The sequence below is a fragment of the Sphingosinicella microcystinivorans genome, from assembly GCF_027941835.1.
GTDB lineage: Bacteria > Pseudomonadota > Alphaproteobacteria > Sphingomonadales > Sphingomonadaceae > Sphingosinicella.
Genome location: NZ_CP116005.1, coordinates 907,963 through 931,564, shown reverse-complemented (window position 1 = coordinate 931,564; position 23,602 = coordinate 907,963). Strand labels below are relative to the sequence as shown.

The window sequence follows — 23,602 nt, the reverse complement described above, 5'->3', positions numbered from 1 at the left end:
AATAGGTTTCAGGGCAGGACACCAGAATCATGTAGCATTTTTCGGGATATTCTATGGCTTCAGAACTCCCCGGGCAGGCCGACGTCGTTGTCATCGGCGGCGGCATTGCCGGTTGCTCGATCGCGTATCATCTCACGAAGATCGGGATATCCGACGTGGTGCTGTGCGAACGCAGGCAGTTGACTTGCGGCACGACCTGGCACGCGGCGGGTCTGGTGACGCAGTTGCGCGCAAATCGGCGCATGACGGAACTTGCCTATTACACCGGTCAGCTGTTCGGCCAGCTCGAGGAGGAGACCGGTCTTGCGACGGGTTTCGTTCAGAACGGCTCGCTCCGCGTGGCGAAGACCGAGGCACGCTACGAAGAGCTGGCGCGCGGCGCTTCCATGGGTCGCAATTTCGGCCTACCCGTGGAAGCCCTCAGTACCGGCGAGATCAAGGAGCGTTGGGGTCCGATCAATACCGACGGCTTGGTCGGCGGCTTCTGGTTCCCGCAGGACGGTCAGGTGAACCCGACTGATGTGACCATGGCCTATGTCAAGGGTGCCCGCATGGGCGGCGCGAGGATATTCGAGAACACGCCCGTGACGAATATCCTCGTCGAAAACGGCCGGGTGATCGGTGTCATGACCGACAGGGGAGAAATCCGCGCGCGCAAGGTCGTGATAACCGGAGGCATGTGGTCGCGCGATCTCGCTGCCGGGGTTGGCGTCAGCCTTCCGCTGCACGCCGCCGAACACTTCTACATCGTGACCGAGCATATCCCGGACCTGCCCAAGCGCTTGCCGGTGCTCTTCGTCTCCGACGAACATGCCTATTACAAGGAAGATGCAGGCAAGATCCTGCTGGGCTGCTTCGAGCCCAAGGCCAAGCCGTGGGGACACGGCGGCATCAACCCCGACTTTTGCTTCGACACGCTGCCCGAGGATTTCGAGCATTTCGAGCCCATTCTGGAGATGGCCGTCAATCGTGTGCCGCTGCTCGCCGATGCCGGCATAAAACTGTTCTTCAATGGTCCGGAGAGTTTCACGCCGGATGATCGCTATCTTCTGGGCGAAACGCCCGAGGTGAAGGGATTGTTCACGGCGTGCGGCTTCAACTCCGTCGGTATCCTGTCATCCGGAGGGGTCGGCAAGGTTCTAGCCGACTGGATCCGCGATGACCTGCCTCCCGTCGAATTGACCGATGTCGATGTTCGCCGCATGATGGTGTTCCAGACGAACAGGAAATATCTCTACGATCGGACCACGGAGACGCTCGGCCTTCTGATGGACATGCATTGGCCCGGCCGGCAGTTCGAGACGGCGCGCGACATCCGCAGGAGCCCTTTCCATGACCGTCTTCTCGCCAAGGGGGCGTGGATGACCGAGGCGGCGGGTTATGAGCGTCCCGGTTTCTTCGGCGAGCCCGGCGTTCCCCATGATATCCGCTATTCCTACGGTCGACCGAGCTGGTTCGGGAATTCCCGCCGGGAATGTATCAATACGGCGGAAAACGTCACGTTGTTCGATCACAGTTGCTTCGTCAAATATCTGTTCGAAGGGCGGGATGCGCTGCGCGTGCTGAACCGCGTCTGCGCCAATGACGTTGACGTGCCGATCGGCAAACTCGTTTACACGCAGTGGCTCAATGAGCGCGGCGGCATAGAGGCCGATCTTACCGTCACACGGTTGTCCGAAACCTCTTTCCTGATCGTGACGATCGCAATCTCCCAGCGCCGCGACATGGCCTGGCTGCGCCGTCATATTCCGGACGATGCCCATGCCTTCGTGACGGATATCACGTCCGGCATGTCGATGCTGGCGCTCATGGGGCCGAAGTCCCGTGCGTTGCTGCAGGCCGTTTCCCCGGCCGACTTTTCGAACGAGGCATTTTCCTTCGGCACCAGCCGGGAAATCGATCTCGGCTATGCCCGGGTCCGTGCCAGCCGTGTCACCTTCGTGGGCGAGCTCGGCTGGGAAATCTACGTGCCCGCCGAGTTCGCGACCCATGTGTTCGACCAGCTCGTCGCGGCCGGAGGGCCGTTCGGTCTTGGGCACGGCGGCTATTTCGCCATCAATTCGCTCCGCATGGAAAAAGGCTATCGCCACTGGAGTCACGATATCGGCGAGGAAGACACGCCGCTCGAAGGCGGCGTCGGCTTCGCCGTCGCGTTCGACAAGCCGGGCGGTTTCATCGGGCGCGATGCGCTGCTGCGCCAGAAGGCACAAGGCAAGCTCCGCCGCCGGCTCGTTCAGTTCAAGCTGAAGGACCCGGCCGCGCCGTTCATCTATCATAACGAGCCCGTGTGGGCCGGCGACAGGATCGTCGGCTCCGTCACTTCGGGCGCCTACGGTTTCCGTGTGGGAGCGTCCCTCGGCATGGGCTACGTGGAATGCCCCGAAGGCGTGGATCAGGCCTATCTTGATGCCCGTGACCTGGAGGTCGAGATCGCCTGGAAGCGCTATCCGGTCGAGGCGCAGTTCAAGCCCTGGTACGATCCGGCTGGCCTGCGCATCAGGGCGTAGTCATGTTCCCGCCGTATGCCCTCTTTCGGGAAGAGCTCCGCCTGCAGTGCTGTCGCACACATGGTTTCCACCGCGCCACCTTCAGCATCTGAAGGTGCCGCAAAGGGGTTTTGATGACGAGCTATATTCTGACTGTATCCTGCAGGTCGCGACGCGGTATCGTCGCTGCCATTGCCGGCTGCCTTGCCCGGCTTGGCTGTGCGATCACCGATTCCGTTCAGTATGACGATATAGAGACCGAAACCTTCTTCATGCGGATCAGCTTCGTGTCCGAGGAAGGTGTGGAACTGCCGGCCATCATCCGCGAGTTTGGGCAGGTCGAGAACGAGTTTGGAATGGATGCGCACTTCCATGATGCGAGCGAGCGGATGAAGGTGCTGATCATGGTGTCCCGTTTCGGACATTGCCTGAATGACCTGCTGTACCGCTGGAAAATCGGGGCTCTGCCGGTGGATATTGTCGGCGTCGTATCCAATCATCTGGATTTTCAGAAGCTCGTGGTGAACCACGACATCCCGTTCCACCATATTCCGGTGACCGGAGAGACGAAGGACGAAGCCGAGGCGCTGCTGCTTGAGATTGTCCGCCGGTCAGGGGCGGAACTCGTCGTGCTTGCCCGATACATGCAGGTTCTGTCGGACGCGTTCTGTCGGAAGATGGCCGGTCGCATCATCAACATCCACCATTCGTTCCTGCCGAGCTTCAAAGGCGCACACCCCTATCGCCAGGCACATAGCAGGGGCGTCAAGCTGATCGGCGCGACCGCGCATTTCGTGACTGCGGATCTGGATGAAGGGCCGATCATCGAGCAGGATACGATCAGGATCACCCACGCGCAGACCGAAGCCGACTACGTCTCGATCGGTCGGGACGTTGAAAGCCAGACGCTGGCGCGCGCATTGCATGCGTATATTCATCGCCGCGTTTTCCTCAACGGCAGCCGCACCATTGTCTTTCCCCCGAGCCCCGGAAGCTATGCGTCCAATCGCGTCGGCTGATCCATAAGGGCCTAGCTGCTTCTGCCTTGCCGCTGCGCGGGCAGGTGCCTATGTTTCCCTAGGAAACCGGTAATGAGGCCACGATGGTCTCCGCGTCGGGCCGTGGGAGGCGGCAGGGGGTGCAGCAAGGAATGGCGATTGTGCAGGCGCGGCCGTGTGCCCGCGGGGGCGTTCGATGTCTGCCGCAGAGAGGTGCGGCGCCCTTCGTTACCCGAAGGGTATGGCCTTGAGCCCGGCCCGCAAGGTTTTCTCGAGAGAGCTTCTTGGAACGCGCGAGTGGTATGACGAACTCACCCATATCTTTTCTGCACAGGCCAAGGCAGGCGTGGCTCTCGCCTTCATTGATGCCCTTTACGAAAATCTCAAGATAGATAGCGCGCTCGTCCTCCATTTTCCGAAGGATGAAGGCCCTCGCCTCATTTTCAGCAAGATAGACAGCAAGCGGCGATCCAACAGCCTTGATGACTATTTCGGCGGGAACTATGTTCTTGATCCCTTTTACCTCAGGCTGAACGACTGTCGTGACAGGTATGTTTTGTCGCTTCGGGAAGTGATCGAGGAAAATTTCAGCCAGAGCGAGTATTACAGGGTCCACTACAAGGCTGCGGGGCTGATCGACGAGCTTTGTTTTTCCTGTGACGACAGGCAAAGCGGCCATGTTCTGTTGTCGCTGAGTCGTGCCCAGGGGCATCAGCCCTTTGCGGCTGCCGAGATTGCCGCAGTACGGATCATCGCCCCGCTGTTGCTCAATGTTCTCGGTTCATCCTGGCAGGATCTGCGTGCGCATCTGACCTCGGACACGGAAATCGTAAAGATCACATCCGAATTGCATCGTCATCTCGAAAACGCCCGCCTCAATTTCGGGCGATCTTTGCTTACGCGGCGGGAATTCGGCGTGATTCAACTCATCATGCTCGGCAATTCCGTCGAGCTAATCTCGAAGAAAATGAATATTTCGGTCGAAACGGTAAAGGTTCACCGCAAGCACATTTATCAGAAACTGAATATCAAGTCGCAGGCAGAGGTTTTCTCGCTTTTCCTCGATGTCGTTTCCTCGACGTTTTACGAGCCCAACTGTGATCCGCTGGACCAGTATATGCGCAGGCGATGAGCCGTCGCGCCCGTGACGATGGCGCTGCTACCATGTCAGGGGTATGGGGAACGCAGTCACGGGACTGATACATTCCGCGAACAGGGCGGCGCTGCCTTATTGGCACGCACGGATGCGGACGAGCCCGGTTCGGGGGGAAGGGAGTGCCGATGATTGATGCGTTCCGGGGCGATACGAGGGCACGTAGCCGTACGATCCTTCCCGACGACTGGGGATTGACGTTTGCCTGCTTTGCCTTCTCGCAGGCGATCGGGCTTATCACGTACTGGACGCTTCCCCTGTTCGCGGGAGCGCTGATGACGGGCCTCGATCTCAGCGCGACCGAGGTGGGCCTTGTCGGAACAATCGAGTTCTCAGGTCTTTTCCTGAGCTCGCTGATGCTGGCCCCCCATATAGACAGGGGTTTCCGTCGAAAAGCGGCGGTGCTGAGCGTCGTGATCGTGATTTCGGTGAACGCGGCCTGCGGCCTTCTGCCTCTCGAAATGACAAGCCTTACGGTGCTGCGCTTCATCGCCGGGCTCGGAAGCGGGATTGCGCTGACGATCGGCAATGCGTCGATCGCCAACGGCCGGGATCCGGAGAAGCTTTCCGGCCATGTCATGCTGCTCCTCGTCATGTTTATGGTCCTGCTCATGCCGGCGATCGCTTACGTGAGCGAAAACTATGGCTATCGCGGAGTCTTCCTCGGTTTGGCAGGCGCCGTGCTCCTTGCATCGACAACCATACCCTTCGTTCCGCAAAGGCCCGATGCGGCCCTGACCGTGGAAGCGGAGCAGTCGGGGAGCAGGAAAGGCCCCCTGTGGAGCCTTGCCGGCGTGATGCTGATGCTCGTGGCCTTGCTGTTCGGGCTGCGGGATACGCTCCCCTGGCTTGTTACGGAGCAGATCGGAACCGAGGCCGGGATGAGTGTTCAGCAAATCGGGGGACTTCTGTCGGTGATGTATGCCGTCAGCGCCCTCGGGCCCGTGCTTCAGATATTCCTTGCCCGAAGGATGTCTGCACGGCGACTTCTGGCTCTATCAATCGCGGTCGCAGGCGGATTCCTGTGGATGTTTACCCTGGCCGACGGCAACGTCGCCCGTTTCAGCGTAGGTATCGTCCTCTGGGCGACGATCTACTTTATGGCCTATGCCCAACTCTATGCATTTGCTGCTCTCGTCGATCGCACGGGAAGACTGGCGTCGGCGCTTGGCGGAGCCTTTATCGCCGGCGTTACGATCGCGCCTTTTATCGGCGGATATGTGCTCGACCTGGGCGGGTACGGCGTAATGGGCGGTGTGGAAATAGCGCTTACGCTTCTGATGGTGCTTTTCACCTATGTGTCGGCTTCAGGCCGCGCAGGAATCGAAAAGAGCAGGGCCCTGACAACCTAGGATATGGCGAGCCGATCTGGGATGGCCCGGGTGTGGACTAGGGCTGGCAGTCACCTTCGATTTCAGTGATAATTTTCCAGGTGCTTTCCGATCGAAGCGCCACATAGGTCCAGCCCGGAAGCGCGCAGCCGGTAACGGAATTGCCGTTCCCGTCGGTCATCTGCCAACGTGCCGCCAACAATGCCGTGCCCGGACCGAGCGGAGAGGCTTCGACCGATACCAGTCTGGTATTCCTCCAGCCGGCCCTGGTCCAGGGAACGACATAATGTTCATTGAGCGCAGCTTCAAATTCCGCGCGGCTGAGAATGCGGGCTGTCCGGCCCCGGATGAACTGCACCTGCTCGGGGTAGTGGCCGTAGAAGTCCGCACTACCGCTCACAAAGTCGGCAGCGTAGGTTTTTTTATACCAGTTCCGGGCATCCCGAGCGAGTGAACCGGATTCCCCAGTCTCCTCTGCGGCAACCGTGCCTGCAAGACAGGCCAATCCGATTGCAGCCGCAAGTATGGCTTTCGAATATTTCATGATTTCCGGGTCAGGGCCCTCAGGTAACAGATGGCGGCGGCACGGGCCTCCGGATTCTTGATCCCGCCAAACGCCATCCGCGTCCCGCTGACATATTGCTGGGGGCTTTCCAGGAAGGCGTCCAGCGTCGCGTCATCCCAATGTACGCCCTTTTCCTTGAGGGCGGGCGAGTAGGCGAAATTTGCGGCAGAGCCAGCGGCCTTGCCGTAAATGCCCCACAGATTGGGGCCCGTCGTGTTGGGCTGATTTTCCTGCGTGGTGTGGCAAACCTTGCATTGCACCATCATCTTTTCGGCAAGCTGGCGGTCGCACGACGCATCCAGTGTGACCTGTTGCGGTGCCGGCACCGCGACTGTTTCCCGGCTGGCGCCAGCGTCATCCGAAGGCGACGAGGGTTGGCCGCAACCGGCGAGCGAAGCAAGGCCGATGCCGGCGAGAAAAGCCAGGCCCGGGCGTTTGGTCAGGTCCATCGGGTCTCTCCGTCAGGCCTTCACCAATTCCTTGGCGATCAGTTGCCCGGTGCTGACACCCATCTCGATGCCGCCGTCCATCCAGCCGCGCCACATCGTCGCAATGTCGGCGCTCGCGAAGTGGATATTCCCTTCGGGCTTCTGCAGTTCGGGAATGAGGGCGAACTGATGCGGTCGCAGCGTGCACCATGTTCCCTTGGAGAAGGGGTCGAAGGACCATTGATACCCGAAGGTCGCTTCCAGCTCGAGATCCGGGATGAAGGTCCGCAGCATCTCCTGCACGGTGTCAAGATTGTTGACGTCGAAGCTGCCGTCGAGGCCATAAGACAGCAGCGTCGTACCCTCGGGGCCGCTGCTCTCAGTATAGCCGTACTGCAGCGGTCCGAAGCTGTCATCGGCAGTCAGGAAGATGTTGCCGAGATTTGTCTTCGTCTTGACGTGGAGCTTGTTGCCGTTGCCGACATGACGCTCCTTCGAGGTCCTGAGCTTGACCGCGGACAGCGCGGGTTCGAACTCGAAGTCGGTCCAGGTGTTGAGCGGGGCGGCGATGATGACCTTGCGGGCGGTCAGCGTCTGGCCGTTCTCGGCCGTGACTTGCACGCCGTCGCTCTTCTGCTCGATGCGTTTGACCGGCATACTGGTGCGGACCTCGGTATTCCCGTCGTTGATCATCGCTTCGATCAGGGAAATCGTGCCGTCCTTGAGCTTGTAACGCGAGCAGGCATTGTTGAAGTCGATCGAGTTGCTGCCGAGGTTCGCCCACCAGCGCAACATTTCCAGGAAGCCTCCCTCCTTGCAGGCCGCATGCGACATGATCGACCAGATCGCGTTGACGTTGATGCGAACGTCTTCTTCGAGGTTGAGTTGGTCGATGCGGTCCTGAATCGTCAGATTCTGATATTGCTTCCACGTATCGGAGAAGAACGTGTCGTAGGGACGCGGGAACACGTCGCGCGACATGCCGCAATAGTCGGTCAACGCCTTGTCGACCTTCGGCCACAACGTGGCGATATCCGCTTCGACGGGCTTGCCGTTCTTCAAATATATCCAGCGGTCCGGAGCGACCGCCGCCGGCGTATCCACGATGTCCAGCTGGTAGCGATTGACCTCGGCCCAGATATGGGGCTGGAGCCAATAGAGATAATTGGCGCCGAGTTCGACCTTGTGATCGCCGAATGGCGCAAAGTAGGTGCGCCCGCCCAGCCGGTTGCGGGCTTCAAGAAGGACAGTCCTGAGGCCGGCCTTGGCGGTCTCGCGCGCCGCGCTCACGCCCGCCATGCCGCCGCCTATGACGATCACGTCGTAGTCGGGGCCGCCGCCGACATTGCCGAGCGAGCAACCTGTGATCGTCGAGGCCGCGACAGTCGTCGCTGTGGCCTTGACCAGAAAAGTCCGCCGAGAGACGGTATCTTTCTCGCCAGCACCGCGTGTAACCAAATCCGTCTTTTCCCCAAGCATTTCGCTTCCCCAAACCCGAGTTCCCGGCGTCAGTGATCTTGAAAGGATCGCCCGTCGACCGCGATCAAAGACCTGCCGTCATCATAAGTACGAATAGTGCGGGGTTCTGCAACGGGGGCACAATACCCCTTGCATGGTATGGGTTCGCCCCGTCTGCCGAGGATCGCGGACAGGTCGCTCAGCGCGAGCGCGAGGCCGCATTATTGTGGCGTACTTCCGCTATCACTTGAAAGGATATGGCATCGGCCCGCTTCTGTTGAGGTCGGAAGCCAGAGGCCGTCCGATCGGCGGGAAGGCCCGCTGCGGGCAGGACGGGCGTTCGCAGACCTTGCATCCGGCGCCGATCGGCGTTGCCGAGGCGGGGTCCGTCAGATCGAGCCCTTTCGAATAGACGAGCCGCCCGGCGTGGCGGATATCGCAGCCGAGGCCGATGGCGAACGTCTTGCCCGGCGCGCCGTAGCCTGCGCCGCCGCGTCCTACGGTGCGTGCGATCCAGAGGTAGGTGCGGCCATCGGGCATCTGCGCGATCTGGGTGAGGATGCGGCCGGGCTGCGCGAAGGCTTCGTAGACGTTCCACAACGGGCAGGAACCGCCGACGCGCGAGAAGTGGAAACCGGTGGCGGACTGGCGCTTGGAGATGTTGCCAGCACGGTCGACTCGGATGAGGAAGAACGGCACGCCGCGCGCTTCGGGACGCTGGAGGGTGGAGAGGCGGTGGCAGACGGTTTCGAAGCCGACGCCGAAGTGGCGGCTGAGCCGCTCGATATCGTAGCACGCGTCCTCGGCGGTGCGAAGGAAGGCGGCGTAGGGGAGGAGGAGCGCGCCGGCGAAATAGTTGGCGAGCCCGATGCGGCAGAGGCTTCGCGTTTCCTCGGTGCCGAGCGCGGGGTCGGACGCAAGCGTGTCGATCGCTTCGCCGAGTTCGAGGAAGGCGAGTTGCGTGGCCATCTGGAAAGCCTGCTGACCTTGCCGCAGATGCGCGGCGAGATGGAGCGTTCCGGTGCGGGAATCGAAGCGCCGCTGCCATGCGTCGGTGTCGTCCTGAACGACGCGGACGCTGTGCCGCTGCTCCAGCCGGCGCACGAGGCCGGCATGGACTGTGTGCGGCGCGAGCCCGGCATCGGCGTAAATACGCTCGGCGGCCGTATCCAGCTCGGGAACATGGTTGCGGCGGGCATAGAAGAAGTCCCGGACCTGCTCGAACGGCATCCGCGCGGGCGCTTCTCCGGTCCAGTCGTCGCCCAGCCGCGCCGCCATCGCCTCGGCCCGGTCCAGAACCTCGCGGTGCTGGCGGTGCAGCGAAACGATTGCCCGCGCGACTGCGGGCATACCCTGTGCAAGCTCCCGAAGCTCGGCGTTCGCGGTGCCGCCGGCGGCAGGATTCTCGCGCAGGGCCTCGCGAAGATCGGTGATGAGCCGTCCCTCCTCGTCCTCCGAGAAGAGTTGTACGTCGATCCCGAACGCCGCGTTGAGACGCAGGAGCACGGGCACGGTCAGCGGCCGCTGGTTCTGCTCGATCTGGCTGAGATAGCTCGTCGAAATCCCGAGCGACCCGGCGAGCGCGGCCTGCGTGATGCCGCGTTCCTCGCGCAGCCGTCGCAGCCGGACGCCCATGTAGGCCTTGCTCATCGCCTGTATTCGCAAAGTTCGCAAATTCGCAGCATGGTCTTCGCAAAATTCCCCAAATTCAGCTGTTCATAGACTCGCCAAATAGCAAATAATGTGAAATCCATGATGCTGGCAAGCCGCGACACGACTCTCCTGATGCGCATGGCTGAAGTCGCGAGCGGAACGCTCGGGCTGGTGCCGCCGCCCGCGCTGGTGCGCTGCGATGCAATCGAGATCAGGACGAGCGAAGGCGGCGAAGCCATCGAGATCGAGGCGCGGCCCGTGCGGGACGATGGCCGGTACGTCACCGTCGCCGTTTTCGCGGGCACGCGCGGCAACGGCGGCGAGCGCATGGCGGCACAGGGCCGCTTCACCTTTTCCAGACCCACTGAGCAGAAAGACTGACATGAAGCTGCACGACGTCCGCACCTGTAAATCCGCCGAACCGCTGGCGCGCGAGGACCATCTCGCGTGGAAGCTGGCGGCGGTGGCCACCGATCCGGTGGCGGTCGAGCCCGAGGTGATCGAGATGATCGGCAACCGCATCATCGACAACGCCGCCGTCGCCGCGGCCTCGGTGGCGCGCGGACCCATCCGCTCGGCACGGGCGCAGGCGCTCGGGCACAGGTCCGACAGGGGGGCGTCCGTGTTCGGGCTTGCCGCGGACGTGAAGGTCAGCCCCGAGTGGGCGGCATGGGCGAACGGCGTCGCGGTGCGCGAGCTGGATTTCCACGACACGTTCCTCGCCGCCGACTACAGCCACCCCGGCGACAACATCCCGCCGGTCCTCGCCGTCGCGCAGGCGAAGAGGCTGGACGGCGCAGCGCTCGTGCGCGGCATCGCTGCCGGTTATGAAATCCAGGTCGATCTGGTGAAGGGCATCTGCCTTCACGAGCACAAGATCGACCACATCGCGCATCTGGGGCCGAGCGCGGCGGGCGGCATCGGCGCGCTGCTCGGGCTTTCGACCGAAGTGACGTATCAGGCGATCCAGCAGGCGCTGCACGTGACGACGACGACGCGCCAGTCGCGCAAGGGCGAGATCTCGACGTGGAAGGCCTATGCCCCGGCGTTCGCGGGCAAGATGGCGATCGAGGCGGTGGACCGCGCGATGCGCGGCGAGGGTGCGCCGTCGCCGGCTTACGAAGGCGAGGACGGGTTCATCGCGTGGCTGCTGTCCGGCTCCGGCCACGTCTATCAGGTGCCGCTGCCCGAGGCGGGCGAGCCGAAGCGCGCGATCCTCGACACCTACACCAAGGAGTATTCGGCCGAGTACCAGAGCCAGGCGCTGATCGACCTTGCGAAACGCATGGGACCGAAGGTGGGGGATTTCGGCGCAGTCGAGAGCATCCTCATCAAGACCAGCCATCACACGCACTACGTGATCGGCACCGGTGCGAACGATCCGCAGAAGATGGACCCGAAGGCGAGCCGCGAAACGCTCGACCACTCGATCATGTACATCTTCGCGGTCGCGCTTCAGGACGGCGGCTGGCACCACGTGAAAAGCTATGCGCCCGAACGCGCGCAGCGGCCGGATACGGTGGAGCTTTGGCACAAGATCTCCACCGAGGAAGACCCGGCATGGACCGCGCGCTATCACGCAAGGGGCAGCGACAAGGCGTTCGGCGGCAAGGTCGTCATCAGGATGAAGGACGGCCGCTCCATCGTCGACGAGCTCGCCCTCGCCGACGCGCATCCCGCGGGCGCCCGGCCCTTCGCCCGGCCCCAGTATATCGAGAAATTCCGAACGCTCGCGGACGGGATCGTCGAGCGTGCCGAGCAGGACCGCTTCATCGGCCTCGTGGAACGCCTGCCGCTGCTGAGTGCGGCTGAGGTGGCTGCGCTCAATTTCATCGTTCCGGCCGAACGGCTGGGGCCGGCCGCGCCGGCCGGCATCTTCTGAACCGGAGGGAATCATGGGAGCCCAGTTCAAGCCCAAGAAGTCGGTGGCGCTTTCGGGCGTCACCGCGGGCAACACCGCGCTCTGCACGGTGGGCCGCACCGGGAACGACCTGCACTATCGCGGCTACGACATCCTCGATCTTGCAGAGACGAGCGCGTTCGAGGAGATCGCGCACCTGCTCGTTCACGGGGAATTGCCGGCGTCTTCGCAGCTTTCCGCCTACAAGGCGAAGCTGAAGGGGCTACGCGGTCTGCCGCAATCGGTGAAGGAGGCGCTGGAAGCGATCCCCGCGGCTGCGCATCCGATGGACGTGATGCGCTCCGGCGTCTCCGCGCTCGGCTGCGTGCTGCCCGAGACGCACGACCATAACCTCCCCGGCACGCGCGACATCGCGGACCGGCTGATGGCCTCGCTCGGCTCGATCCTGCTCTACTGGTATCACTTCGCGCATCACGGCAGGCGGATCGCGGTGGAGACGGACGACGACAGCATCGGCGGACATTTCCTGCACCTGCTGCACGGGCGGCCGCCCTCTGCCAGCTTCGTGCGGGCGATGCACACCTCGCTGATCCTCTACGCCGAGCACGAGTTCAACGCTTCCACCTTCACCGCGCGCGTGATCGCGGGCACGGGATCGGACATGTATTCGTGCATCGCGGGTGCCATCGGCGCGCTGAGGGGCCCGAAGCACGGCGGCGCCAACGAGGTCGCCTTCGAAATCCAGAAGCGCTACGCGAACGCCGACGCGGCGGAAGCCGACATCCGCCGCCGGGTGGAGGCGAAGGAGGTCGTCATCGGTTTCGGCCATCCGGTCTACACGGTGTCCGATCCGCGCAACGTCGTCATCAAGCGCGTCGCGCAGGCGCTCGCCGACGAACAGGGCGCGCACCGGCAGTTCATGGTCGCCGAGCGCATCGAGCAGGTGATGTGGGATGCGAAGCGCATGTTCCCGAACCTCGACTGGTTCAGCGCCGTCTCCTATCACCTGATGGGCGTGCCGACGGCGATGTTCACGCCGCTGTTCGTGATCGCCCGCACGTCCGGCTGGGCGGCGCATGTCATCGAGCAGCGGCAGGACAACAAGATCATCCGCCCGTCGGCGAACTATATCGGGCCCGAGAATCTCGCCTTCGTTCCGCTCGCGCGGCGCGGCGAGAACCCGGCCGCATAAGGAGCGACAATGCCGTATCTGATCGCAGACGAATTGCCGAAGGAAAGTGCCGGGAAGCGGTTCCGCGCGCTTCTGGAGCGGCCGCAGATTCTCCGGCTTCCCGGTGCGCACAACGGCCATGCCGCCTTGCAGGCGAAGGCGGCCGGGTTCGAGGGGCTGTACCTTTCCGGCGCGGCGATGACCGCGAGCATGGGGCTTCCCGATCTCGGCATCATCACGGTGGACGAGGCGGCGTTCTTCATCCGCCAGATCGCGCGCGCGTCCGCCCTGCCGCTGCTGGTGGACGGCGACACCGGCTACGGCGAGGCGCTGAACGTGATGCACATGGTGCGCACGTTCGAGGAGGCGGGCGCGGGCGCGGTGCATCTGGAGGACCAGATCCTGCCGAAGAAGTGCGGGCACCTGAACGGCAAGAAACTCGCCGACGCGCATGACATGGCGGCGAAGGTGGCGGCGGCGAAAAGGGCCGCGCGGGACATGGTGATCGTCGCGCGCACCGATGCGGCGGGTGTCGAGGGCTTCGACGCGGCGGTGGCGCGCGCGAAGCTGTATGTCGAGGCGGGCGCCGACGCGATCTTCCCGGAGGCGCTGGCAACGCGCGAGATGTTCGAGGCGTTCGCGAAGGCGATGCCGGGTGTGCCGCTGCTCGCCAACATGACCGAGTTCGGCAGGACGCCGTTCTTCACCGCGTCCGAATTCGAGGCGATGGGCTACAGGATGGTGATCTGGCCGGTATCGTCCCTGCGCGTCGCCAACAAGGCGCAGGCGAAGCTCTACGCCGCCATCGCGAAAGATGGGGGAACGCACAACATGGTCGGCGAGATGCAGACACGGGCGGAACTTTATGAAGTTATCGGGCTCGAGGATTATGAAGCGCTGGATGCCTCGATCGTGAGGACGGTGCTGCCGTCCTGAAAATCATATAAAGATTTCTTTATATTCGTGTTGACATCCATGACGCGCGGGGTAGAGTGCACGGGTCGAGGTTCCCGACGGGCGCGAGCGCGCCGGGCTAAGACGGGAAGCCGGTGGCGTCCGCACGCGGACGGAATCCGGCGCTGCCCCCGCAACTGTAAGCGGCGAGCGGCGGTTCCTTCCATGCCACTGGCGCCCATCCGCGCCGGGAAGGCCGGAGCCGTCGCAGCGACCCGCGAGCCAGGAGACCTGCCTCGACGCGATACGTTTCCTCGGGCGGGGTGCCCCGGTGGATCGCGCGAGATGCCGCAGACGGCCCGCCGGCCCATGCGTTCGCGTGCCATCGGTGTGTCCGCCCAAACCGCAGGTGCGAGCCGATGACCCGTCCCATGTTCCCCGTCCGAATGAGCAGGCGCGCCGCGTCCGGCTGACGCGGCGCGCCATTTCCCGAGCACCATTTCCGAACACCAGCAACCGGCAGGCCGCGCGTCTCGTCGGAAGGAGATTTCCCATGCCCGTCTATGTCAGCAACCTCGGCTTTCCCCGTATCGGCGCGCGGCGCGAACTGAAGACCGCGCTCGAATCCTTCTGGTCCGGCAAGGCCACGCGCGAGGCGCTGCTCGGCACCGCGAAGGACCTGCGCGCCGCGACGTGGCGGCGCCAGCAGGCGCTCGGCCTCGACATCGTGCCGTCGGGCGATTTCTCGCTCTACGACCAGGTGCTCGACACCAGCGTGATGGTCGGCGCGATCCCGGCGCTCTATCGGCCGCTCGGCGCGCCGGAGTCGCTCGACGTCTACTTCGCGATGGCGCGCGGCACGCAGGCGGCGAACGCCGAAAACGGCTGCGCGCACGGCCACGGCCACGGTCATGGCGGCGCCGACGTGCCCGCGCAGGAAATGACCAAGTGGTTCGACACAAACTATCACTATCTCGTGCCCGAACTCGGTCCGCTGCAACGCTTCGCGCTGACCACGACGAAGCCGGTGGACGAATTCCGCGAGGCGAAGGCGCTCGGCATCCACACGCGTCCTGTCATCATCGGCCCGGTGACGTGGCTGCTGCTCGCCAAGCCCGCGCAGGAGGGATTCGAACCCCTGTCGCTGCTCGGCGACCTGCTGCCCGTCTACGTCGAGCTGCTGTCGCGGCTGCGCGATGCCGGTGCGGACTGGGTGCAGATCGACGAGCCCGCGCTGGTGCTCGATCTGGACGACGCGGCGCGCGCGGCGTTCCGTACCGCCTATGCCGAATTCGCCGAGCGCGTTTCGGGACTGAAGCTGATGCTGGCGACGTATTTCGGCGGGCTCGGCGACAATCTGGAGACGGCGGTCGGCCTGCCGGTCGCCGGGCTGCATGTCGATCTGGTGCGCGCGCCGGAGCAACTCGACGCGGTCGTGGGAAAGGCGCCCGCGAACCTCACGCTGTCGCTCGGCGTCGTCGACGGGCGCAACGTGTGGAAGACCGACCTCGCCGCCGTGCTCGATCGCATCGCGCCGGTGGCCGCGCGGCGCACCAAGCTGCTGATCGCGCCGTCGTGCTCGCTGCTGCACGTCCCCGTCGATCTCGACCTCGAAACGAAGCTCGATCCCGCGGTGAAGGACTGGCTGGCGTTCGGGGTGCAGAAGCTGGAGGAACTCGCGCTGCTCGGCAAGGCGCTGAACGGCGGGCGCGAAAGCGTGGGCGAAGCGCTCGCGGCGAACGCGGCCTCGATCGCCGCGCGGCGCGCCTCGCCGCTGGTCCGCGATCCCGCAGTGCGCGCGCGGCTGGCGGAGGTGGACGCGGGCTGGTCCGTGCGCTCGGCGCCGTTCGCCGAGCGCATCGCGGCGCAGCGGGCGATTCTCGCGCTGCCGCCGCTGCCGACGACCACCATCGGCTCCTTCCCGCAGACGGCGGCGGTGCGCAAGGCGCGCGCCGCGCACGGCAAGGGCGACCTTGACGACGCGGGCTACGACGCCTTCCTGCGCGAGGAGACGGAGCGCGCCATCCGCTGGCAGGAGGAGATCGGGCTCGACGTGCTCGTGCACGGCGAGTTCGAGCGCAACGACATGGTGCAGTATTTCGGCGAGCAGCTTTCGGGCTTCGCCTTCACGAAGGCGGGCTGGGTGCAGAGCTACGGCTCGCGCTGCGTGCGGCCGCCGATCATCTACGGCGACGTGTCGCGGCCGCAGCCGATGACGGTGGACTGGTGGCGCTATGCGCAGTCGCTCACCGAGAAGCCGGTGAAGGGGATGCTGACGGGCCCGGTGACGATCCTGCAATGGTCGTTCGTGCGCGACGACCAGCCGCGCGCCGACACCTGCCGCCAGATCGCGCTCGCCATCCGCGACGAGGTGCTGGACCTCGAGGCCGCGGGCGCGAAGATCGTGCAGATCGACGAGGCCGCGCTGCGCGAGGGGCTGCCACTGTGCCGCACCGACTGGCAGAAGTATCTCGATTGGGCGGTCGACGCCTTCCGCCTCGCGTCCTCGGGCGTGCGGTCGGAAACCCAGATCCACACGCACATGTGCTATTCGGAATTCAACGACATCATTGCCGCGATCGGCGCGATGGACGCGGACGTGATCTCCATCGAGACGGCGCGCTCGAAGATGGAGCTGCTGGATGCGTTCGCGACATCCGCTTATCCGAACGAAATCGGACCGGGCGTCTATGACATCCATTCCCCGCGCATTCCGACGCCCGGGGAAATGCAGCACCTCCTCCGTGCGGCGGGCGAGCGCTTGTTGGTGCGCCAGCTCTGGGTGAATCCGGATTGCGGCCTCAAGACCCGCGGCTGGGACGAGGTGAGACCGGCGCTCGTCAACATGGTGGAGGCTGCGAAAGCGGTACGCGCAGGAACCGGATGAAACCGGCGCCTTCAGCTCGCCGAAGGGGGCTGGTCACGGGAGCGAGGGCGGGCTGCGGGCCGTCATGGTCGAACCGCTGGCGATAGTCGTATGAGACATGGCCGCCGATCGCCGTGAACGTGGCGAAACCGGGATCGACGTTGGCCTGCGCCGTCAGGCCCAGCCGTTTGTCGTCGATGCGGTTGATCGGGTTGGAGAGGGCGACGCCCGCATCGTCGGCCTGATCGCTCGGGCGCGGCCCCAGCGGGCGGGCCATGCGAACGGGGTTGCGACCCGCCTAGGTCGCGCCGGGCGCAATAGGAGGCGCCATAGGAATTGATCATCACGAATCCCCCTGTCCGCTTATGTTATGGCAAAAATGCTATTGACATAACAGATGCTGTCAATGGCGTATCGAGGCCGTGCGGGCACCCTGTGTTTCGATGGGTTTCCGTTCGAAATCCGTCACCGCAGCGCCTGGGAACAGAAAGGTTGTGGGCTTGATCCGCGTCTGTCATATCAAGGTCATGACAGCTGCAACGCTTGCCGCGAGCCCGATTCGCAAGGCTGCCGCCGGAGAGGCCCGGCTTCATCAACAGGCCTATGACCGGCTGTGCGAGGCCCTGATGCAGGGCGAGTTCCAGCCGGGGCAGCAACTGACCTTCCGGACCCTGGCGGAGGCGCTGGGCGTGAGCGTGACCCCGATCCGGGAGGCCGTGACGACGCTTGCGACGCTGGGCGCGCTGCACGTGCATCCCAAGCGGTTCATCGAGGTTCCGCACATTTCCGCCGAAGCCTATCTGGAGATGCTGGATCTGCGCCGGCTGCTGGAGGGCCATGCGGCGGCGCGCGCGGCGGAGCGCATATCCGACAGCGAGATCGACCAGCTCATCGGCATCAACGAAGGGCTGATGCGGCAGGCCTTCGACGGCCGCCACCGCGACGCGATGCGCGAGAACCAGCGGTTTCACTTCGCGGTCTACCGGGCCGCGCGGTCACGCTATCTCCTCGAGGACATCGAGCGGCTGTGGCTGCTGATCGGCCCGTCGCTCAATGTCCATCTCGCCGAGGAATATTCGCGGGAGCGCGCGGTGCTGATCTCCGGCTTCGAAAATCACACGCGGCTCATCGAAGCGCTGAAAGCGCGCGATCCGGGCGCCGCGCTCAAGGCGATCATCGGCGACATGAGCGTGTCGTGCAGCCACATGCTGACCGGGCTGCTCCGGGATTCGAGGCTGTCGGTCAATGTCGTCGCCGAACTGAACGGTATCTCACGCCTTACCGCGAGCGGCTGAAGCGGTTTCGGCTCCGGCGAGCAGGTCCCTGATCTCGGCGCGCAGCAGGTCCTTGCGGACCTTGCCGGTGGGCGTCTTCACCAAGGCCTCCCGGAACTCCACGCGTTCCGGGATCTTCTGCCGCGCAAGCCCGGCCTCGGCGACGAAGCCGAGCAGCGCCTGCGTGTCGAGGGCTGCGCCGGATGCGGGGACGACAAAGGCGCACACGCCTTCGCCGAGGCGCGGATGCGGCATCGCCACCACCGCCGCCTCGAGGATTTGCGGATGGCGGTGGAGCACGTCCTCGATCTCCTTGGCGCTGATGTTCTCGCCGCCCCGGATGATGAGGTCCTTCCTGCGCCCGGTGATGACCACGGCGTTCTCGTCGGTGACCAGCCCGAGGTCTCCGGTGCGGTAGAAGCCGTCCGCGGTCAGCGCCGCCGCCGTCTGATCGGCATCGAGATAGCCGAGCAGCATCGCTGGCCCGCGCGCGGCGATCTCTCCCTCCCGGCCGGGCGGGAGAGGCCGGTCCTGCTCGTCGAGCACGCGCACCTCGTAGTCCTCGACGCGGCCGTCGGTGGTGGCTGCCAGCTCCTGCGTGCCCGTGCCGAGGAATCCCATCGAGATCAGCGGCGCCTCGGTGCAGCCGAAGATGCGGAAGGCCGGGGCGCGCGCGAAGGCGGCGTTGGCGCGGCGGATCACGCCCGGCGGCACCGCGGCGCCGCCGCAAGCGAAGAAGCGCAGCGAAGGCAGCCGCGTGCCCGCTGCCTCTGCCGCCTCGGTCAGTTCAACGAGAAACGGCGTTGCGGAGACGGTTCCGACCACGCCGTGCATGTCGATCAACCGGGCCGCCTCCGCCGCGTTCCAGCTTTCCATCAGCAGCGTTCGGCTGCCGACGAGGAAGGGCAGCTCGAGAAACCCGTAGCCGGTCAGATGCGTCACCGGCGACGGCATCAATATCGTCTCGCCCGCGCGGATGCCCCAGTGGCGCACGCACATGTCGAGCACGGCGTTCAGCGTGTTCTGGCTGTGCAGAACGCCCTTGGGCCGGCCCGTGGTGCCGGAGGTGTAGAGCAGCAGCTTGGCCGCATCCGGCGATGTGCCGGGGTCGGCAGGCACGCGGCCCCGCCCGGCATCAAGCAGGTCGTCATAGCGGTGTCCCGGACCCTCGCCGCGGACGAAGACGACATGGCGCAGATCGGGCAGGCGCGGCGCGATGCGTTCCGCCATCGCGGCATAGTCGAAGCTGCGGAAGCGTGGCGTCAGGAACAGCGCGCGGCATCCGCAGTCGGCGAGCATCTGCAGCATCTCCGCGTCGCGGTAGATGGGCACGATCGGCACCGCGACGAAGCCGCCCATCGCAAGCGCCAGCGCGATGACGACGGTTTCCTCCCAGTTGGGCAGCTGAAAGGCGATCCGGTCGCCGGGGCGCAGCCCCAGCTCCTGCAACGCCGCCGCCAGCGCCTCCGCCTCGCCCGACGCGCGTCCGGCCGTCATCGCCGGCGCGCAGCCCGCGATCACCTCGCTGTCCGGCGCCGCCTCCGCGTGCGCGCGCGCCAGTGCCGCGAGCGTGGTCTCGCGCCATGCGCCGGAGCGTTTGTAGGGCACGAGATGGGCGGGGAGCGGCCGGTCGGGATCGAAGGGCGACATCAGGACGACTTCCCGACGAACGCGCGGACGCGTTCACGAAACGAGGCACTGTCCATACAACCGATCAGCTTCTCCATTTCGGCATCGAGCTGCCCTGCTATATCACCGCCCGCCCGTCGATAGATGAGCGCCTTGGTGGCGGCGAGCGCTGCCGCATTGATTTCCGCGAGGCGGCGCGCCGCCGCCAGTGTCTCGCGTTCCAGATCGGCGGCGGGCACGACCCGCGTGACCAGCCCCAACGCCAGCGCGTCCTCGCACGACAGCTCGTCCCCGGCGAGGAATATCTTCATGGCCCAGCGCGCGCCGACGGCATCGACGATCCCGATGGTGCCGCCGCCGTCGGGCGAGACGCCGAGCTTCGCATAGGCCGGGCGCAGCCGGACATTGTCGGCGGCGATGCACATGTCGCCCATGAAGGCGAGCGAGAACCCCGCCCCCGCGACGGCGCCGTGAATGCTCGTCAGGACCAGCTTGGGCATCTCGCGCAGCCGAAGCAGGAAATGGTGCAGCGCGTTCAGCAGGCCGCGGATCGCCGGATCAATCGCGTCGAGGTTGCGCGCGAACACCTCGATGTCGCCGCCCGCGCAGAATCCCTGGCCGGCGCCGCGGATGACGACGACCGAAACCGAGGCGTCGGCGGCGAGCTGATCACCGATGCGCGCGAGCGCCTCGGCCATGGCCTGATCCATCGCGTTCAGCGATTCGGGCCGGTTGAGCGTGACGATGGCGATGGCGCCGTCCCGGTCCACCAGAACCGGGGGCAGGGCGCAGGAGAGATCGGCGGCCATCAGACGAGCAGCCCTCCGCCGCAGACGATCACCTGGCCGGAGATATAGTCCGCCTCGGGGGTGCACAGCAGGTAAACCGCGCCCGCGGCCTCCTCTACCGTTCCGGCCCGGCCGAGCGGGATCATCGCCGCCCAGGCCTCCAGCATCGCAGGCTGGATACCGACCTTCACCTCGTTGTCGCCGACGGCGATCGTCGCCTGTTTCTCCTCGATCGGCTGGGTGAGGCGCGTGTTGATGAGCCCGAAGGCGACGGCGTTGACGTTCACGGCGTGGCGGCCCCATTCCTTGGCGAGCGTGCGGGTGAGCCCGGTGATGGCCGCCTTGCCCGAAGCATAGCCCGCCTGCCCCGCATTGCCGAACAGCCCGGCGATCGAGGAGATGTTGACCACCTTGCGGTGCGTCCGCGCCCCGGCCGCGCTTTCGGCGCGGGCATATTCGCGAAGCGGCCCAGCGGCGGCGCGCAGGATGCGAAAGGGCGCGACCAGATGGACGTCCAGCATCGCCTGGAACTGGGCGTCGCTGGTGTTCTGGATCGTCGAATCCCAAGTGTAGCCGGCGTTGTTGACGATGATGTCGAGCCCGGCGAAGCGGTCCACCGCGGCCCCCACGAAACGCGGGGCGAAATCGGGCTCGGTGACGCTGCCGTTGACCGCGATCGCCTCGCCGCCCGCGCCGCGGATTTCGGCGGCGACCGCCTCTCCGACATCGGCATCGAGATCGTTCACCACCACGCGCGCGCCGTCCGACGCCAGCTTGAGCGCCACCGCGCGCCCGATGCCGCGCCCCGATCCGGATACGAGCGCCACCTTTCCCGCAAGTTTCATGGTTACAGCGCCACCACGGCCTGACCGGCGAGCTTCACCTCGCCGTGTTGATTCACGAGTTCGAGCTTCAGTCGCGCGCGGTCCTCGCCGCCCTCCGCGAAGCAGGACTCGACCGTGCCCGTGCCGGTGAGCACGTCGCCGAGGCGTGTGACTGCGAGGAAGCGCGCCGAGAAGCTGCGGATGCGATCGACGGGGACCGTGTCGGTGAGGATCCGGCCGAGATAGGCCATGCCGAGCATCCCTTGCGCGAACACGTCCGGAAAGCCTGCCGCCCGCGCGGCGTCGCTGTCGATATGCACGGGATTGTGGTCGCCCGACGCCCCGGCATAGAGCGCCAGCGCGGTGCGCGTGATCGGTGGAAACTCCTTGCGGACAGGCGCGAGCCTCATCCCATCCCCTTCCTGCACAATGCCGCGGATCAGGCCGCGACGACCTCGTTCTGGAGGACAAGGGTGCGCGCGATATCCGCTACTCGCACGCCGTCCTGATTGGTCACCGCCACGTGCTGGACAAGGAAGGTCAGCAGCCCGCCCTTCTTGTGGAACACGTCGGCGAGCCGCCCTTCGAAGCGCAGGATGTCGCCGGTGTGGACGGGGGCGTGGTACGTGAACTCCTGGCTGCCGTGCAGGATGTCGGTAATCGCGACGCCGATCTCGTCGACGAAGGCGAACGGGTTTTCCGAATCGAGCATCTCGAGGCAGAACAGGTAGGTCGGCGGCACCGGCACGCGGCCGCCGGCATCGGCCGCGGTCATGGCGGGGTTGGTCTCGCCGATCGCCTTGTGGAAGAAACGCAGCCGTCCCGCCTCGACCACGGCGGTGGTCGGCGCGAAGACATGGCCCTTTCGGTCATCAATCGCGGCCATGTTCAGATGCGCTCGTAAAGCGTGACGACGCAGGCGCCGCCGAGCCCCAGATTGTGCTGGAGCGCAAGCCGCGCACCTTCCACCTGGCGCGGCCCTGCCTGCCCGCGCAGCTGCCAGCTCAGCTCGGCGCATTGCGCAAGCCCGGTGGCGCCGAGCGGGTGCCCCTTCGACAGCAGTCCGCCCGAGGGATTGGTGACGACACGGCCGCCATAGGTGTTGTCGCCGTCGGCGATGAACCGCGCGGCGTCTCCCTCCCCTGTCAGGCGCAGCGCCTCGTAGGAGAGGATTTCATTGGCGGTGAAGCAGTCGTGGAGTTCGACGACGTCGAGGTCGGCAGGGCCGACCCCGGCCGCGGCGTAGACCCGATCGGCCGCCGCGCGCGCGAGATCGTATCCGACCGCCTTGATCGGGCTGTGCGCTTCGAAGCTCGAAGCGAAGTCCGTGGTCATCGCCTGCGCGCGGATCGCGACCGGCGTGTCGATGCCGTGCCTCCGGGCAAACCGCTCCGAGACCAGCACGGCCGCCGCGCCGCCGCACGTGGGCGGGCAGCATTGCAGCCTCGTGATCGGGCCGAACATGCGCGGCGAGGCCAGCACCTCGTCGACCGTCAGCGGGCTGCGGAAGATGGCGCGCGCGTTGTGCCGGGCGTGGCGCCGCGCCTTGGCGGTGATGCAGGCGAATGTTTCGTCGTTGGCGCCGTAGCGCTGCTGGTATTCGATGCCCGCACCCCCGAAAAGCTTGATCGCCAGCGGCAGTCCCGCCGCCCCCGGCAAATCGTCGACGACCTCGAGGAAACGCGCGAGCGGGGTCGGCCGATCCGTATACGCCTCCTGGATCGCGCCGGGCGCCATCTGCTCGAAGCCGAGCGCGAGCACGCAATCGGCCATGCCGGATGCGACCGCCTGGTTGGCGAGGAAGAGCGCCGATGAGCCGGTGGCGCAGTTGTTGTTGACGTTGATGATCGGAATGCCGCTGAGCCCGACCTCGTAGAGCGCGGCCTGACCGCTCGTCGAGTCCCCGTAGACATAGCCGACGAAGGCCTGCTGCACGTCGGCATACCCGATGCCGGCATCGGCAAGGGCGTCGCGGACGGCATCGGCGCCGAGCCGGGTGTAGGGCGCGGACGCCCCGGGTTTTACAAATGGCGTCATCCCCACGCCTGCGACGAAAACGCGTTCGGCCACTGTTCTGCGCTCCGCAATGATTCGACTATTTGGTAATCATACTTACCAATGGGTCGAAAGTTCGGCAAGCCGCCCTTGGACGGCGATTGGGGACACGTTTCCGGAAACACGGGAAATCCGACGTCCGGACCGGGAGCAGTGGCGGAATCCGGC

Annotated in this window: 21 protein-coding genes and 1 riboswitch; of the genes, 10 read left to right on the top strand and 11 right to left on the bottom strand. The window is 65.2% G+C overall.

The window, feature by feature from the left end; all coding sequences use genetic code 11:
- Positions 1–53: 53 nt before the first annotated feature.
- The 4 genes from PE061_RS04475 to PE061_RS04460 all read left to right on the top strand — a co-directional run bounded on the left by PE061_RS04475 (position 54) and on the right by PE061_RS04460 (position 5,989).
- On the top strand, positions 54–2,507 hold the full coding sequence (locus PE061_RS04475) for a GcvT family protein (RefSeq protein WP_271257967.1): 2,454 nt from the start codon (positions 54–56) through the stop codon (positions 2,505–2,507).
- A 113-nt stretch (positions 2,508–2,620) separates the two neighbouring features.
- Positions 2,621–3,505 (top strand): formyltetrahydrofolate deformylase, encoded by an 885-nt coding sequence (gene purU, locus PE061_RS04470; RefSeq protein ID WP_271257966.1) that lies wholly within the window; start codon positions 2,621–2,623, stop codon positions 3,503–3,505.
- 175 nt (positions 3,506–3,680) lie between these two features.
- A complete protein-coding gene (locus PE061_RS04465) occupies positions 3,681–4,616 on the top strand; it encodes a helix-turn-helix transcriptional regulator (protein WP_271257965.1) in 936 nt (311 codons plus the stop codon).
- 149 nt (positions 4,617–4,765) lie between these two features.
- Positions 4,766–5,989 (top strand): MFS transporter, encoded by a 1,224-nt coding sequence (locus PE061_RS04460; RefSeq protein ID WP_271257964.1) that lies wholly within the window; start codon positions 4,766–4,768, stop codon positions 5,987–5,989.
- Positions 5,990–6,026: 37 nt separating this feature from the next.
- Here PE061_RS04460 and PE061_RS04455 read toward each other — a convergent pair whose 3' ends face one another.
- From PE061_RS04455 to PE061_RS04440, 4 genes are all read right to left on the bottom strand, one after another.
- Complete coding sequence (locus PE061_RS04455; protein ID WP_271257963.1) at positions 6,027–6,512, bottom strand: hypothetical protein; 486 nt, start codon at positions 6,510–6,512, stop codon at positions 6,027–6,029.
- Positions 6,509–6,982, bottom strand: a complete 474-nt coding sequence (locus PE061_RS04450) for a c-type cytochrome (protein ID WP_271257962.1) — start codon at positions 6,980–6,982, stop codon at positions 6,509–6,511. The genes PE061_RS04455 and PE061_RS04450 overlap by 4 nt, the downstream gene beginning before the upstream one ends.
- A gap of 12 nt (positions 6,983–6,994) precedes the next feature.
- The gene (locus PE061_RS04445; RefSeq protein WP_271257961.1) at positions 6,995–8,440 is read right to left on the bottom strand and encodes a flavin monoamine oxidase family protein; all 1,446 of its coding nucleotides are present in this window, start codon (positions 8,438–8,440) and stop codon (positions 6,995–6,997) included.
- 222 nt (positions 8,441–8,662) lie between these two features.
- Entirely contained in the window at positions 8,663–10,069 is a 1,407-nt protein-coding gene (locus PE061_RS04440) for a short-chain fatty acyl-CoA regulator family protein (RefSeq protein WP_271257960.1), read from the bottom strand.
- Between the two features lie 102 nt (positions 10,070–10,171).
- Between PE061_RS04440 and PE061_RS04435 the strand changes: the two genes are divergently transcribed.
- From PE061_RS04435 to metE, 5 genes are all read left to right on the top strand, one after another.
- The gene (locus PE061_RS04435) at positions 10,172–10,453 is read left to right on the top strand and encodes a hypothetical protein (RefSeq protein ID WP_271257959.1); all 282 of its coding nucleotides are present in this window, start codon (positions 10,172–10,174) and stop codon (positions 10,451–10,453) included.
- 1 nt (position 10,454) lies between these two features.
- On the top strand, positions 10,455–11,954 hold the full coding sequence (locus tag PE061_RS04430) for an MmgE/PrpD family protein (protein WP_271257958.1): 1,500 nt from the start codon (positions 10,455–10,457) through the stop codon (positions 11,952–11,954).
- Positions 11,955–11,967: 13 nt separating this feature from the next.
- Positions 11,968–13,125, top strand: a complete 1,158-nt coding sequence (gene prpC / locus PE061_RS04425; protein WP_271257957.1) for a bifunctional 2-methylcitrate synthase/citrate synthase — start codon at positions 11,968–11,970, stop codon at positions 13,123–13,125.
- Positions 13,126–13,134: 9 nt separating this feature from the next.
- Complete coding sequence (gene prpB / locus PE061_RS04420) at positions 13,135–14,040, top strand: methylisocitrate lyase (protein WP_271257956.1); 906 nt, start codon at positions 13,135–13,137, stop codon at positions 14,038–14,040.
- A gap of 51 nt (positions 14,041–14,091) precedes the next feature.
- A riboswitch (cobalamin riboswitch) is annotated at positions 14,092–14,312 on the top strand.
- A gap of 239 nt (positions 14,313–14,551) precedes the next feature.
- A complete protein-coding gene (gene metE, locus PE061_RS04415; RefSeq protein ID WP_271257955.1) occupies positions 14,552–16,885 on the top strand; it encodes a 5-methyltetrahydropteroyltriglutamate--homocysteine S-methyltransferase in 2,334 nt (777 codons plus the stop codon).
- Here metE and PE061_RS04410 read toward each other — a convergent pair.
- Positions 16,839–17,141: a hypothetical protein gene (locus PE061_RS04410; protein ID WP_271257954.1), complete on the bottom strand. Its 303-nt coding sequence runs from the start codon at positions 17,139–17,141 to the stop codon at positions 16,839–16,841. The two genes, metE and PE061_RS04410, sit on opposite strands and share 47 nt — an antisense overlap.
- 250 nt (positions 17,142–17,391) lie before the next feature.
- Here PE061_RS04410 and PE061_RS04405 point away from each other — a divergent pair, with 250 nt between their 5' ends.
- Entirely contained in the window at positions 17,392–18,159 is a 768-nt protein-coding gene (locus tag PE061_RS04405; RefSeq protein WP_271257953.1) for a GntR family transcriptional regulator, read from the top strand.
- Here PE061_RS04405 and PE061_RS04400 read toward each other — a convergent pair.
- Genes PE061_RS04400 through PE061_RS04375 form a run of 6 tightly spaced genes read right to left on the bottom strand, consistent with a single transcriptional unit; the run spans position 18,136 to position 23,449 of the window.
- Positions 18,136–19,788 carry an AMP-binding protein gene (locus PE061_RS04400; RefSeq protein WP_271257952.1) on the bottom strand — a complete coding sequence of 551 codons (1,653 nt, stop codon included), beginning with the start codon at positions 19,786–19,788 and terminating at the stop codon, positions 18,136–18,138. The genes PE061_RS04405 and PE061_RS04400 overlap by 24 nt on opposite strands.
- Entirely contained in the window at positions 19,788–20,576 is a 789-nt protein-coding gene (locus PE061_RS04395; protein ID WP_271257951.1) for an enoyl-CoA hydratase/isomerase family protein, read from the bottom strand. The genes PE061_RS04400 and PE061_RS04395 overlap by 1 nt, the downstream gene beginning before the upstream one ends.
- Positions 20,576–21,400 carry an SDR family NAD(P)-dependent oxidoreductase gene (locus PE061_RS04390; RefSeq protein ID WP_271257950.1) on the bottom strand — a complete coding sequence of 275 codons (825 nt, stop codon included), beginning with the start codon at positions 21,398–21,400 and terminating at the stop codon, positions 20,576–20,578. Before PE061_RS04390 ends, PE061_RS04395 begins: the two co-directional genes overlap by 1 nt.
- Before the next feature lie 2 nt (positions 21,401–21,402).
- A complete protein-coding gene (locus PE061_RS04385) occupies positions 21,403–21,789 on the bottom strand; it encodes a MaoC/PaaZ C-terminal domain-containing protein (protein WP_271257949.1) in 387 nt (128 codons plus the stop codon).
- Between the two features lie 29 nt (positions 21,790–21,818).
- Entirely contained in the window at positions 21,819–22,265 is a 447-nt protein-coding gene (locus tag PE061_RS04380) for a MaoC family dehydratase N-terminal domain-containing protein (protein ID WP_271257948.1), read from the bottom strand.
- 2 nt (positions 22,266–22,267) lie between these two features.
- Positions 22,268–23,449, bottom strand: coding sequence for a lipid-transfer protein (locus PE061_RS04375; protein WP_271257947.1), 1,182 nt, complete (start codon positions 23,447–23,449; stop codon positions 22,268–22,270).
- Positions 23,450–23,602: the final 153 nt, after the last annotated feature.

Bases quoted from the DNA above. Each gene is read 5' to 3' on its own strand.
- PE061_RS04475 (WP_271257967.1), top strand. From the start codon at position 54: ATGGCTTCAGAACTCCCCGGGCAGGCCGACGTCGTTGTCATCGGCGGC.
- purU (WP_271257966.1), top strand. From the start codon at position 2,621: ATGACGAGCTATATTCTGACTGTATCCTGCAGGTCGCGACGCGGTATC.
- PE061_RS04465 (WP_271257965.1), top strand. From the start codon at position 3,681: ATGTCTGCCGCAGAGAGGTGCGGCGCCCTTCGTTACCCGAAGGGTATG.
- PE061_RS04460 (WP_271257964.1), top strand. From the start codon at position 4,766: ATGATTGATGCGTTCCGGGGCGATACGAGGGCACGTAGCCGTACGATC.
- PE061_RS04455 (WP_271257963.1), bottom strand. From the start codon at position 6,512: ATGAAATATTCGAAAGCCATACTTGCGGCTGCAATCGGATTGGCCTGT.
- PE061_RS04450 (WP_271257962.1), bottom strand. From the start codon at position 6,982: ATGGACCTGACCAAACGCCCGGGCCTGGCTTTTCTCGCCGGCATCGGC.
- PE061_RS04445 (WP_271257961.1), bottom strand. From the start codon at position 8,440: ATGCTTGGGGAAAAGACGGATTTGGTTACACGCGGTGCTGGCGAGAAA.
- PE061_RS04440 (WP_271257960.1), bottom strand. From the start codon at position 10,069: ATGAGCAAGGCCTACATGGGCGTCCGGCTGCGACGGCTGCGCGAGGAA.
- PE061_RS04435 (WP_271257959.1), top strand. From the start codon at position 10,172: ATGATGCTGGCAAGCCGCGACACGACTCTCCTGATGCGCATGGCTGAA.
- PE061_RS04430 (WP_271257958.1), top strand. From the start codon at position 10,455: ATGAAGCTGCACGACGTCCGCACCTGTAAATCCGCCGAACCGCTGGCG.
- prpC (WP_271257957.1), top strand. From the start codon at position 11,968: ATGGGAGCCCAGTTCAAGCCCAAGAAGTCGGTGGCGCTTTCGGGCGTC.
- prpB (WP_271257956.1), top strand. From the start codon at position 13,135: ATGCCGTATCTGATCGCAGACGAATTGCCGAAGGAAAGTGCCGGGAAG.
- metE (WP_271257955.1), top strand. From the start codon at position 14,552: ATGCCCGTCTATGTCAGCAACCTCGGCTTTCCCCGTATCGGCGCGCGG.
- PE061_RS04410 (WP_271257954.1), bottom strand. From the start codon at position 17,141: ATGGCCCGCCCGCTGGGGCCGCGCCCGAGCGATCAGGCCGACGATGCG.
- PE061_RS04405 (WP_271257953.1), top strand. From the start codon at position 17,392: ATGACAGCTGCAACGCTTGCCGCGAGCCCGATTCGCAAGGCTGCCGCC.
- PE061_RS04400 (WP_271257952.1), bottom strand. From the start codon at position 19,788: ATGTCGCCCTTCGATCCCGACCGGCCGCTCCCCGCCCATCTCGTGCCC.
- PE061_RS04395 (WP_271257951.1), bottom strand. From the start codon at position 20,576: ATGGCCGCCGATCTCTCCTGCGCCCTGCCCCCGGTTCTGGTGGACCGG.
- PE061_RS04390 (WP_271257950.1), bottom strand. From the start codon at position 21,400: ATGAAACTTGCGGGAAAGGTGGCGCTCGTATCCGGATCGGGGCGCGGC.
- PE061_RS04385 (WP_271257949.1), bottom strand. From the start codon at position 21,789: ATGAGGCTCGCGCCTGTCCGCAAGGAGTTTCCACCGATCACGCGCACC.
- PE061_RS04380 (WP_271257948.1), bottom strand. From the start codon at position 22,265: ATGGCCGCGATTGATGACCGAAAGGGCCATGTCTTCGCGCCGACCACC.